Annotated in this window: 10 protein-coding genes; 7 read left to right on the forward strand and 3 right to left on the reverse strand. The window is 52.9% G+C overall.

The features are described 5' to 3' along the window. The first annotated feature begins 49 nt into the window (after nucleotides 1–49). The 3 genes from MLE19_RS00360 to MLE19_RS00370 all read left to right on the forward strand — a co-directional run bounded on the left by MLE19_RS00360 (nucleotide 50) and on the right by MLE19_RS00370 (nucleotide 5,381). Nucleotides 50–1,321 carry an efflux RND transporter periplasmic adaptor subunit gene (locus MLE19_RS00360; protein WP_240716095.1) on the forward strand — a complete coding sequence of 424 codons (1,272 nt, stop codon included), beginning with the start codon at nucleotides 50–52 and terminating at the stop codon, nucleotides 1,319–1,321. Then, nucleotides 1,321–4,509, forward strand: a complete 3,189-nt coding sequence (locus MLE19_RS00365) for an efflux RND transporter permease subunit (protein ID WP_240716096.1) — start codon at nucleotides 1,321–1,323, stop codon at nucleotides 4,507–4,509. The genes MLE19_RS00360 and MLE19_RS00365 overlap by 1 nt, the downstream gene beginning before the upstream one ends. A gap of 185 nt (nucleotides 4,510–4,694) precedes the next feature. After that, entirely contained in the window at nucleotides 4,695–5,381 is a 687-nt protein-coding gene (locus MLE19_RS00370; RefSeq protein ID WP_240716097.1) for a hypothetical protein, read from the forward strand. Between the two features lie 21 nt (nucleotides 5,382–5,402). Here MLE19_RS00370 and MLE19_RS00375 read toward each other — a convergent pair whose 3' ends face one another. Beyond that, nucleotides 5,403–6,338: an alpha/beta fold hydrolase gene (locus MLE19_RS00375; protein ID WP_240716098.1), complete on the reverse strand. Its 936-nt coding sequence runs from the start codon at nucleotides 6,336–6,338 to the stop codon at nucleotides 5,403–5,405. 75 nt (nucleotides 6,339–6,413) lie between these two features. Further along, nucleotides 6,414–7,025, reverse strand: a complete 612-nt coding sequence (locus MLE19_RS00380) for a TetR family transcriptional regulator (protein ID WP_240716099.1) — start codon at nucleotides 7,023–7,025, stop codon at nucleotides 6,414–6,416. A 215-nt stretch (nucleotides 7,026–7,240) separates the two neighbouring features. Between MLE19_RS00380 and MLE19_RS00385 the strand changes: the two genes are divergently transcribed. Beyond that, nucleotides 7,241–8,272, forward strand: coding sequence for a succinylglutamate desuccinylase/aspartoacylase family protein (locus MLE19_RS00385; protein WP_240716100.1), 1,032 nt, complete (start codon nucleotides 7,241–7,243; stop codon nucleotides 8,270–8,272). 208 nt (nucleotides 8,273–8,480) lie between these two features. Next, nucleotides 8,481–9,950: a catalase gene (locus tag MLE19_RS00390; protein WP_240716101.1), complete on the forward strand. Its 1,470-nt coding sequence runs from the start codon at nucleotides 8,481–8,483 to the stop codon at nucleotides 9,948–9,950. Nucleotides 9,951–10,016: 66 nt separating this feature from the next. Here MLE19_RS00390 and dusA read toward each other — a convergent pair whose 3' ends face one another. After that, entirely contained in the window at nucleotides 10,017–11,030 is a 1,014-nt protein-coding gene (dusA, locus tag MLE19_RS00395) for a tRNA dihydrouridine(20/20a) synthase DusA (RefSeq protein WP_240716102.1), read from the reverse strand. Between the two features lie 366 nt (nucleotides 11,031–11,396). Here dusA and MLE19_RS00400 point away from each other — a divergent pair, with 366 nt between their 5' ends. Continuing rightward, nucleotides 11,397–11,615, forward strand: a complete 219-nt coding sequence (locus MLE19_RS00400) for a S24 family peptidase (protein ID WP_240716103.1) — start codon at nucleotides 11,397–11,399, stop codon at nucleotides 11,613–11,615. A 586-nt stretch (nucleotides 11,616–12,201) separates the two neighbouring features. Then, nucleotides 12,202–12,618: a hypothetical protein gene (locus MLE19_RS00405; protein ID WP_240716104.1), complete on the forward strand. Its 417-nt coding sequence runs from the start codon at nucleotides 12,202–12,204 to the stop codon at nucleotides 12,616–12,618. The last annotated feature ends 4 nt before the right edge of the window (nucleotides 12,619–12,622 follow it).

The raw sequence follows: 12,622 nt of genomic DNA on the forward strand, positions 1-12,622 counted from the left end.
CTTCAGTGCTACCAGTCGACTTTTAAAAAGATATATGGGAACTCAACGTATGAAGAAGATGATTCACTCTAAGCGAGCGAGTCTAGTGACGCTGGTAGCCGCGCTGGCACTCGCGGCCTGTGGTCAAGAGCAAGCTGAGGCGCCCCAGCAGGGTGCCCAGCAAGAATCTCCGCCCCATAAAGTCGCTGTGACTGAAATGGCGCGCCAAGATATACCGCTGGATAAATCCTACCCCTCCCTACTCCGTAGCGATGATGAAGTCACCTTGGTTGCCCGTGTAAACGGTTTTCTGGAGGAGCGTCACTTCGAGCCCGGCCAGCTAGTGGAAGAGGGCGATAGCCTCTACACCATTGAGCCAGACCTTTATCAGGCAACCGTTAATCAGCGTGAAGCTGATCTGCAAAGCGCCCGTGCTGAGCTTTCACGAGCCCAGCGCGATGCCCAGCGTTTTGAACAGTTGCTTAGCCAGAACTCGGTGAGTCGTCAGCAGTATGACCAAGCACTGGCAGACCAGCGGGTGGCCCAGGCGAGCGTAGCGCAGTCGGAAGCAGCACTCACCAGCGCTAATCTGGACCTAGGCTATTCCCAGGTGACCGCCCCTGTTTCGGGCATGATCGGTTTAAGCCAAGTCAACGTTGGCAATTTGGTCACGTCGGGCACGGAGCTGGCCACGATCACTCCCTTAGACCCGCTAGAAGTGCGCTTTCAGCTGCCTCAGCGCGACGCATTTGAACTGCGCGGCCAGTTGAGTGAGGGCAGTGACCCATCTGATATTAGCGCACGTTTGAGCATACCGGGCGTTAGTGGCGGTAGCGATTCTGAACTGGAAGGGCACTTAGACTTTCTGGGTTCACGGGTCGATAGCGGCACGAGTACTGTTCAAGCATCCGCTACGTTTGAAAACCCGGAGGCGACCGTGTTGCCGGGCCAATTTGTGCGTGTGCGTATCGAAGGCTTAAAGCGCTTTGATGTGATGGCGGTGCCTGAGATTGCGGTAACCCAAGGCTTGATGGGCCCGCAGGTGCTTGTGCTGGATGAAGAAAATAAAGCCCGCGAAAGGACTGTTTCATTGGGCGAAGTGGCTGGCCCGTGGCAGTTGATTCGCGAGGGTCTCGAGCCGGGTGATCGGGTGATTGTAGGTGATCCTGCGGGTTTGGAGCCGGGTATGGCGATTGATCCCCAGCCGTTCGATGGCAACGCTGAAGAGATCGTTGAAGACGTTGAGCAAGAAGAGGCACAAGAGCAAGCTGAAGCGGCAGAGGCGATGGAAGAGGGAGCCGCCGATGGCCAGCCCGCTGAAGGGGAAGAGGGTGCGCAATAATGAACTTCTCTAACTTCTTCATCAGCCGCCCGATATTTGCCACGGTACTGGCAATTATTGTGACGCTGGTGGGCGTGATGTCCATGCGCATTCTGCCTATTGAGCAGTACCCCAGCGTGGTGCCGCCTACCGTTTCAGTACAGGCGCAGTTCCCTGGTGCGGATGCGGAAACCGTTGCGCAAACGGTGGCGGCACCCATTGCAGAAGCCATTAACGGCGTTGAGGACATGCTCTACATGACCTCAAACAGCGCTGATAATGGCACCATGAGCTTGAGCGTTGCGTTTAACATCGGTACCGATGGTGACATTAATACCATCAACGTTAACAACCGGGTTCAGGGGGCGCTTTCGCAGTTACCTGAAGCCGTGCAGTCACAAGGTGTCACCGTTGAGCTGCGCTCTGACTCTATTTTGATGTTTATCGCGTTGACCTCACCTGATGGCGACTACGACAACATCTACATGCAGAACTACGCCACCCTGAACGTGCTTGATGAACTGCGTCAGGTGCCTGGGGTGGGTAATGCAGAGGTGCTGGGCGGCGGCGAATTTGCCATGCGTATCTGGATGGATCCGGATAAATTAGCCCAATACGACCTGACACCCAGTGAAGTGGCCAGCGCAATTAGGGTACAAAACACTGAGATTCCGGCCGGTAGTCTGGCATCAACGCCGCAAAGTGAGCCGCGTGCGTACACTTATACGATTACCGCAGGCGGTCGTCTGAATGACGTTGACGACTTCCGCAATATTTACCTACGCACCAATAATGATGGTTCATCATTGCGCTTGGAAGATGTAGCGCGGATTGAGCTTGGGGCCTCTTTCTACGGGGTTGATGCGCGTTTGAACGGCTCAACCATGACGCCGATCATCATTAACCAGCAGCCGGGTGCCAACGCGCTGGCAACGGCTGAGGGCGTGCGGGCGGCTATGGACGATCTGGCCAGTCGCTTTCCGCCAGGGCTTGAGTATGTTGCACCTTACGATACCACTCTGTTTATCGATGCTTCTGTGGAAACGGTGCTCCACACCTTTATCGAAGCCTTCCTGATCGTTATCGTTATTCTGTTTATTTTCCTGCAGAACTGGCGCTTTACTGTGATTGCGATGTCGGTGGTGCCGGTTGCGGTGGTGGGTACCTTTGCTGGCTTCTACCTGTTTGGCTTTTCGATCAACCTACTGACGCTATTTGCCCTGGTCTTATCGATAGGGATAGTGGTCGACGATGCCATTCTGGTGGTGGAGAACGTCGAGCGCGTACTGAGTGAAGAAGACGATATAAGCGTTCGCGACGCCACTATCCGGGCGATGAAAGAAGTCGGCGGGCCGGTCATCGCAACCTCGCTGATTATGGCGGCGGTCTTTATTCCTGTGGCTTTCCTGGGCGGCTTCACCGGGCAAATTTATCAGCAGTTCGCCATTACTGTAGCGATCTCTGTGGCGATCTCAGCATTAATGGCATTGACCTTTACGCCAGCGCTTTCCGCGATTTTTATTAAACATAAAATTGCTGGGGCCGGTCAGTCCAAGTTTAAACGCGCCTTGAACACACCGCTGCGCCTGTTTGACCGTATGTTTGCGGGTATTACCGCCGCTTACATGTGGGTAGTAAAAGGCTTAGTGCGTTTTTGGTTGTTGGCGCTGGCACTGACCGTGTTGACTGGGGTGGGGTCTTACTGGCTATACGTCAATACGCCTTCGACACTGGTACCCGAGACCGACCAGGGGATCGTGCTGGTGAGCGTATCGCTACCCGATGCAGCGTCGCTTGACCGTACTCAGCGCTATATGGAAAAACTCAGCGCAGAAGTGGAAGCGATCCCCGGTGTGGAATACTCCTCTGCCGTGGCGGGATACGATATTCTCTCCAGTGCTGTGAATACTGCTCGTGGGATTATGTTTATTAATATGGCCCCTTGGTCTGAACGTGAACTGACCGCTGATGAGCTGGTGGGGCGCATTATGGGGCTGGGTGCCAGTATCGATGGTGGCTCGGCAATGGCCTTTAACGTGCCGCCCATTATGGGGCTTTCAACGACGGGCGGTTTTACGGGTTACTTGCAGTCTTTTGATGGTGCGTCAACGCGGGAACTTTATGAAGCTTCGCTGCAAATTATGCAGAAGGCTAATCAGCACCCCGCATTGAACCAGGTGTTCACCACGTTTAACGTTAATGTGCCCTCCTACCGGGCGAACATTGATCAGCAGAAAGCGTTGAGTTACGGCGTAGCGCTGGAGAATATTAACTCGGCTCTCTCCAACACCTTCGGTAACGGCTTTGTGAACTATTTCAGCTACCAAAACCGTAACTTCCAGGTGTATCTGCAAAACGAAGATGACTTCCGTAAAACGCCAGAAGACGTTAGCAGCGTGTATGTTCGCGGCGGTAATGGTGAGCGTATTCCGCTCTCTGAGTTTGTCGAGCTTGAACGCCAAACGGGAGCGTCTGTGGTATCGCGCTTCGGTGTTTATGCGGGCGCTCAATTCCAGGGTAATCCTGCCCCGGGCTACAGCTCTGCCCAGGCCATCCAAGCCATGGACCAAGTCGTTCAAGAGACTCTGGGCTCCAACTGGGGAATGGGTTGGACCGGTACTGCCTATCAGGAAGCCAACCTGGGTAATGCTGCGACGCTAGCGATTGTCTTCGGGCTGTTGATGGTGTTCCTGATTCTGGCGGCTCAGTATGAAAGCTGGTCGTTGCCGCTTGCGGTACTGACGGCTACGCCCTTTGCCTTCTTTGGGGGGATTGGTGGCATTGTGCTGCGCGGGCTGGACACCAGTGTGTATGTGCAGATCGGTATGCTGGTGGTGGTCGGGCTGGCGGCGAAAAACGCTATTCTGATCGTAGAGTTCGCCGAACTTCAGCGTAAAGAGCAGGGTAAAACCATTCGCGAAGCGGCGATTACCGCAGCAGAACTGCGTTTCCGTCCCATTGTCATGACCTCCTTGGCGTTTATCTTCGGTACCTTGCCGTTGGCCTTGGCGACCGGCGCCAGCGACGTGAGCAGCCACCACATTGGTACCACTGTGGCGATGGGCATGTTCTCTGTTGCTACTTTGGGAAGCCTGTTTATTCCCAGCTTCTACGCCATGATTGCGACAGCCTCTGATTGGCTGAGTCGCAAAATGAAAGGGAAGAAGCATGATGCCAACAAGCCAGCGCTGGAGCATGATCACTCCTAAGGGTTAGCCCGTTAGTGGGCAAACTAGCGCGAAAAGAGATGGGTGCCACCTTCGGGTGGCACTTTTTTTGTCTTGATGAGCTAGCAATGACCTAAGGCAAAGTAAAAGTGGCGCTGAAAAGCTAACCTCGACTAAGCTGAAAAGAACAATACATCGCCGGCTAAGTACCGGGGGAGGAGGACGCCATGAATGAGCTACTGCACGCAGCGACGCAATTCCCGAGCATTGTGTTTACGTTCCTACTCGGACTATTAGCGCTCTACTGGCTATTAGTGATTATCCGTTTAGCCCCCTTGGAGCTGTTTGAGCGCGATAGCTTAAAAGAGGATCATCTGGCAAGCACGCTAGTCTCGTTAGGCTTTGCGGGTGTACCCGCGTCGCTGGCATTAACGGTCATTCTGACCATTGCAGCGGCAATCACGCTCGCGATCGAACTGCTGGTGTTGCGCTGGCTGCCGCTCGGCTTAATACGCATTCCGGTCGGTGTGCTGGTGTTGTGGGCCACGTTGATTGTTGCCTCGCCCCTGGCAGCTGCGCTTTGCCATGCGTTACACCGTGGGCTGCATCGCTATCGCCCCTTTACCCGGCGCTGCTTGCTGGGCCAAACGGTGGTGGTGACCGAGCGCCAAGGTGAGGGCGAGCAGGCTTACGCGATGATCGATAATGAGCCCAATAGCGCAGTGAAGCTGCTCAGTAAGCGCGATGCGCTGCCTGCCCAGGGCGAGCGTCGGGTGCTAGTGAAGTACCTCCCTGAAGAAGGGGCTTACCGCAGTGTTTCTGAGCAAGAGTATCTAGAAACACGCATTCGTTTGAATAGACTGCGGTTAAGCAAGAAGCGTCACCATGCTAGCCATTACTCGGCCTCTCACTGAGCGTTCAAGTACATTGAGGGTTTACTTCCACCACCGCCGCCACTGCTGAGCCAGCCACTGCACCATATGCTGCCAGCCAGTGGCGGTTTGCGTTGAACTGCCATGGGCTGAAGGGTGAGGTGTAGTGCGTTGTAAGAAGCGCCGAATAGGCTCTACCTGGGCAGGTCTATCTAACATGGGCGCATGGCCACAGTCAGGCACGGTCAAGGTGACGAGCGCTGGCTGTGTTTCGGCCATACGCGGTAGTGTTTCTGCATCTAGCAGCGTCGATTCTTCGCCACGAATGACCATCACTGGGCAGCGAATGTTGGCCCAATCGGCCCAGGTATCTCGCGGGGTATCATGGACAAACTGCTCGCTAATGCGTGGATCAAAATGATATGTCCAACTGCCGTCAGGTAATCGACGGGCGCTATTGAGCGCGAGTTCACGCCAAGCGGCGTCACTGGTAATTCCGAAGCTGGCGTAGTGCTGGCTAAGCTCTTGCTGGAGTTCGCTAAAATTTGAGAAGCGATGGGCAACGCCAAAATAGCTGGAAAGCGCAATCAGCCCCTGTTTATTCAGCTCAGGCCCCACATCATTGAGGATCAGCCGGTTTATTCGAGCGCTGTGCTGAGGGTCAGCGGCGATCAGCATGCCTAACAGCCCACCCATCGAGGTGCCCAGCCAATCGACGTGATCGAGTTTAAAGTGATCCATTAGTGCCATGGCGACTGTTATGTAATGGCTGTAGAGGTAGTCATGCGCTGGGAACAGTGACCAGCTTGATAACCCGCGGCCCGGTGTATCCGGCGCAATAATACGCCATTCACTGCCGAGTTCTCGGGCAAGCGCGCTAAAGTCGCCGCCATGGCGGGCAAGGCCATGCCAGGCGATAAGCGTGCGCGGGGCAGAAGGGTTCCAGATGCGCACGGCGACATCTAATTCGCGTACGCGGACAAACTCCAAGGCATCCATAGTGTGCTCACACGGCTAACAGTAACGCCAGTATTAGCACATTTGCTGCATTGCAGCGAGGGCAGGGGTAACTGTTTAGCGCTGCATCATGCGGATGGAGGTGTCGATTAGCTCACCACCGCGTTCACGTATGGAAAACGCACCGGGGTTACGTAGCCAGTCATGGAAAAGACCACCCAGCATCGACTGCATTAGCCGTGTTGCGACTTCCGGGCTTAAGTCTTCGCGCAATAATTGCTGCTCTTCAGCCAACACAAACACCGTTAGCATTTCCTGGAAGCACTCGTTACCGATCTCTTCCTGCATATCCAGCGGGTTTATGTCGCTGAAGAATTCGCAGCGATGCAATAAAATCGACAGTATCCGCTGGTAGGAGGGTTGCTCAAGGCGCACTAAGCCCGCATGGCAGGCTAGCCGAATCGCTTCTAACGGGGATAATTCAGTGTCAGCCTTGTCGACCTCATCCATTAACGATTGAAAGGGCATGCGCACCTGTTCAACCAATGCCATGAATAGATCGCCTTTGTTCTTAAAATGCCAATAAACGGCACCGCGAGTAAGGCCCGCATGGCGAGCAATTTGCTCAAGCGATGTGCGTGCCACGCCTTTGGCAAAAAATACCTCTTCAGCAGCTTCAAGCAGCGCTTCGCGAGTAGCAGCAGCTTCAGCTTTGGTCTTTCTTGCCATGTAAACGCAACCTTATGATCGACACTGTATGGTCACATTTTAACCCAAGCGCGAGCGTATTTACATTCAAAACTGTATGGATAAATGACTCAACGCATAACGTAGGTTAACAAATTCGTCATTTTGCCAGTGAAGGCGTATAAACAGGCAATGACACTAGCCGCTGATCGCATTAACGTCGCGAAGATAACCGATTAAAAAACAGGATAGAAAGCATGGCGCGAGCTCCTTTTCAGTTGGGTGAACATACCATTATGCCCGGCCAACGCTTACAAGTTGATGTGCCGGTGGCGCGCTTATATACCCATACGCCGCTGCATATTCCTGTCGAGGTGGTGCATGGTCGTAAGGATGGCCCAGTGCTGTTGGTGTGTGGAGGCATTCACGGCGATGAGATCAACGGGGTGGAAATTGTTCGCCGGGTGCTGCGCGCCAAAGCGATCAATAGCATTCGTGGCACACTGATCGCCGTGCCAGTGGTGAATGTATTCGGCTTTCTTCAGCAAACACGCTATTTGCCTGACCGGCGCGATCTTAATCGCTGCTTTCCAGGCAGTGAATCGGGTTCGCTAGGCGGGCGGATTGCCGCGCTGTTCCGTGAACAAATCGTCGATCATGCCACCCACATAATTGATCTACACACAGGCGCCATTCATCGCACTAACCTGCCGCAAATCCGCGCCCAACTTCGCCCAGGCAGTGAAACCGAGCGTATGGCCGATGCTTTCGGTGCGCCCGTGGTGCTTAACGCTGAACTGCGTGAAGGCAGCCTACGCCATTACGCTCAGAACCGTGGCATTCCGGTGCTTACCTATGAAGCAGGCGAAGCGCTACGTTTCGATGAGTGGGCGATTGCCCCAGGTGTGCGTGGCGTACTGCGGGTCATGCGGCGCTTAGGCATGCTGACCGGCGAACAGCGACGCCGCACGCCAGCCCCCGCTGAATTGGCCAATGGGTCAAGCTGGGCGCGTGCGCCGATTGATGGCATTTTGCGCCCCAAAGTACGCCTGGGCGCGCGGGTTGCCAAAGGCGAGGTGTTGGGCAAAGTGGCCGACCCCTTTGGTAATGATGAGGGCGAAGTTCGCTCTGTTGCCGATGGCATCGTGATCGGTATGAGTCGGTTACCGCTGGCTAACGAAGGCGAAGCACTATTTCACATAGCCCGTTTTGATGAAATTGAAGAGGCCGAAACCGCCGTTGAGAGCTTTAACTCGAGCTTAGTGCCGCCCACAGACTCGTTCTATTAATCATTGCTTATAAATAAAAGCTATCGGCCTGATAGGCAAGTAGCCGCCGCCATAAATGGCAAGTTGGCGGCTGTTTGACTATACCTAGGGGTGGGCTTTGTTAGCGGCTACTAAAATGATAAATAAGACAAATAAATAGCCAAGCTTTCATCGTACTTGAACGAGTGGCGGTCACACGCCACGTCTACCGTGACATGGAGGAAGAGCGATGACGAGCGATAAACCTAAACACACCACAACGGATGCGGGTATAGCGGTTAGCAGTGATGAACACTCCCTTTCAGTAGGCCCCGATGGGCCGATTGTTCTACATGATCACTACTTGATGGAGCAGATGGCTGCCTTTAACCGGGAAATGATTCCGGATCGTCAGCCCCACGCAAAAGGCAGTGGCGCCTTTGGTCATTTCGAAGTGACGCACGACGTTAGCCAATACACCAAGGCGGACTTTCTACAGCCGGGTAAAAAAACCGAGATGTTGGCGCGTTTCTCGACGGTGGCCGGTGAGTCGGGTAGCCCTGACACTTGGCGCGATCCTCGTGGCTTCTCGCTGAAGTTCTACACCGAAGAGGGCAACTTCGACATGGTGGGTAATAATACCCCTGTGTTCTTCGTTCGCGATCCGCTCAAATTCCAGCACTTTATCCACTCACAAAAGCGTCGAGCGGATAACGGCTTACGTGATCACGATATGCAGTGGGACTTCTGGACGCTTTCCCCGCAATCTGCTCACCAGGTAACCTGGCTAATGGGCGATCGTGGTATTCCCGCCAGTTGGCGCCACATGAATGGCTATTCAAGCCATACCTATATGTGGGTGAACGCTGCAGGCGAGCGCTTTTGGGTGAAGTACCACTTCAAGACTGACCAGGGCATTAAGTGCATGACCCAGGAGCAGGCTGACAAGATGGCGGGGGCGGACGCCGACTACCATCGTCGCGACCTGTTCGATGCCATCAAACGCGGCGATTATCCCACCTGGACGCTGCAAGTTCAGATCATGCCGTTTGAAGATGCCAAGACCTACCACATCAACCCCTTCGATCTGACCAAGGTGTGGCCGCACGCCGACTACCCGCTGCAAGAAGTCGGTAAGATGACGCTGGATCGCAATCCCGTCGATTTCCACAGCCAAATCGAACAGGCAGCGTTTCAGCCCAGCAATGCCGTACCGGGCACCGGTTTCTCGCCGGATAAAATGCTGTTGGCGCGGGTCATATCCTACGCTGATGCGCACCGCGCGCGTTTAGGGGTGAACTACCAACATATCCCCGTTAACGCGCCCAAGGTCCCGGTTAACAGCTACAGCCAGGGTGGTCAGATGCGTATTAACCACTCCACCGACCCGGTGTATGCACCTAATAGCAAAGGGGGCGCACACGCCAACCCGGAAAAGTACCCGGAAGATGCAGTATGGGAGACTGACGGCGAGTTGGTTCGCGCCGCCTACACGCTGCGCCCGGGCGATGGCGACTTCAACCAAGCCAATGACCTGGTCAATAAGGTAATGGATGACGCTGCCCGCGACCGATTGGTCAACAACATTGTGGGCCACGTTTCCGACGGTGTTGAAGAGCCGGTGCTGTCACGGGTGTTTGAGTACTGGAAAAACGTTGATCAGACGATCGGCGAGCGTGTCGAGCAGGGCGTAATGGCGAACCGCCGCGAAAACGGCTAGTAAGCCTACGCTACTAGGAAAACGAACCCGCTACGCTTGCGTAGCGGGTTTTTTTATACAACGCACTTATACAACGAGCTCGGGTTCGTGCACCAAGCTAAGCGCGTCATCAAATAGGCGCAATCCTGAGCCTTCTTTATGCGCGTGTTCCGACAAATGACGCCGAAAACGCCGGCCGCCAGGGCAACCCTGAAACAGGCCCAGGAGGTGACGCGTAATGTGATTCAGCTTCGCGCCTTCATCCAAGCGCTGCTGAATATACGGCCTAAAAGCCTTCGCAGCATCCAAGCGGCTTGCCGCCGGGCCTTGCTCACCAAACAGCTGCTCATCAACCCCGGCGAGCAGCCACGGGTTTTGATACGCTTCACGGCCCACCATCACGCTATCCACATGGGTGAGCTGCTCCTGGCACTCAGCCAACGTTTTAATGCCGCCGTTAATGCCAATATGCAATTCAGGGCGGCTCTGCTTTAAACGATGAACGCGGGGGTAATTAAGCGGCGGCACATCGCGGTTCTGCTTGGGCGACAAACCTTGCAGCCACGCCTTACGCGCGTGCACGGTAAACACCTCACAGCCTGCATCCGCGACGATCGCGATAAACCGCTCAAGGTCAGCGTCTTCATCCTGGTCATCGATGCCAATACGGCACTTTACCGTGACCGGAATAGACACCGCCGCCTGCATCGCCCGCACGGCATCGGCCACCTTTTCGGGATAACCCATTAGGCACGCACCGATCATATTGTTCTGCACGCGGTCACTCGGGCAACCCACGTTCAGGTTAACCTCGTCATAACCCCACGCCTCGGCAATCGCCGCGCACTCCGCCAGCTCACCGGCATCGCTACCACCTAACTGCAGTGCCAACGGATGCTCCACCTCGTTATAGCCCAAAAAGCGCTCACGGGGCGTTCCGTGCAAAATCGCACCGGTCGTCACCATCTCGGTATACAGCAGCGTTCGCTTGGTTAAGGTGCGTGCGAACGCTCTGTAGTCGCGGGTTGTCCAATCCATCATCGGGGCCACAGAAAAAAGCCGCCCACGATCTGCACTATTTGCTTTAATTAAATTAGTCATTTAATAACACTGTTGGCTGCACTGAAGGCAGCCCTATTGCCTCTTGAAACCGTAATTAACGCACTTGATGTACCCACAGTGTACCCAGCAGTGGTAGTGACTGAATTCTAAAAAAGCTGGGTACACCTTGAGAGCTTTCTCAAAGGTAGCGTGTTGTATGCGCGCCATTGTACGTAAGAAAGGGCGCGCAGCACATAGCAGGGTAGTTGCCATAGACCTTACGCCGCAGATCAGGTTGGGTATCACCCAGCAATGCCATGAAATAGCGCTGTAAATGTGCCTTAGGAGAATGGTGCTAGATACATCGATGGGTTAGGCTTTCTTAAGGTAAGTAAATGGTTGGTAGAAATTTGAAGGCAAGCAAGGTTGGTAGATCGCACCAACCGCTATCCCAAACAGGAAGTTGTTTTCTTGCTGTTGGTGAGCGGCGAACGACGGATCAGGCGGGTGCAGCGCTTGACGGGCGGCGCGCTGTACTTGATTAGCGACAACGATCACTACCAGCCGGAAATGATTAAGCCGCAGGATATGCACGATGTGGAGATTCTGGGGCGGTGTGAGATTCGGATTGGGCGGGTGGTTTAACTAAAGCGGTTATGGTATTGAGTGGCTTTTAGTTATCAGTTAAATAATATATGGGCTAGATAATGGAAGAACATAAAAAATTGGTTTGATAGTGACCTTGATCTCTATATTTTCAATTTTATTTTGGATGCTGATGACATCAGATTATTATCCAAATATAGGGTTTATGACTAATCTTTTAAATTATATGGAATTGTTTGAGCTTAATTTTTCTCATCCTTTTTTTCATGAAATGCCTATATGTAACCTGTCTCGCTCGCGCTATACATTGGATTGTTTGACTGTGTCAATTAAGGCTAAGCATTTAACACTTATTTCATTAATTTTTATGTGCTATGGAGTAATGATATTCAAGGGGATAATTGGCTATCCTAGGATGCAAAAAAGAGTGTGAAATAGAAAATTATTATAATAAATAACGTGAAGGTGTAATTTAAAGAGGGTAAATAACTACAGAGAGAAGGTTGTAAATAGAAAATTTCTGGTGTCATCCTATAATGATCAAACCGCAAGGTATGCACGATGTAGAAGTTCTAGGGCGGTGTGATATTCGAATAATTAAAATTGCTTAATAAAAGGATAAAAAATGCTCCAGGAAATTCCAAACGTCTTTGATGATTATGAAAAAAAGATCTATAGGTTGCCCAATGGTGAATACATTCTGATTGAGATGGACTGTAATACAACATCGGTTTATTTGATAAATAAGCCTATAAAAGATCATGAGGAACTCGGTTATATAGGGTCTTTTGAGTTCGGTATGGAGGACGAAGAACGGGGGGGTACAACTATTAGCAGGTCTAAGGTATTGCAAATGGATTTATCAGGTTTAGATAAGAAATATTTGCGTAAGGGTATCGGGTCAGAAATTATTAGGCTTAAAGAGGAGCTGGAAGGGGAGTATGTGGCTTTTGGAGAAAGAGACGGCTCTAGAAATAGTGATGGCAGCTATTTGATTGATGATGGGCCTGGTTTTGCAAAAGCCATTTATGATAAGAGGTGAGCAA

The sequence above is a fragment of the Vreelandella neptunia genome, from assembly GCF_022489065.1.
Lineage (GTDB): Bacteria > Pseudomonadota > Gammaproteobacteria > Pseudomonadales > Halomonadaceae > Vreelandella > Vreelandella neptunia_A.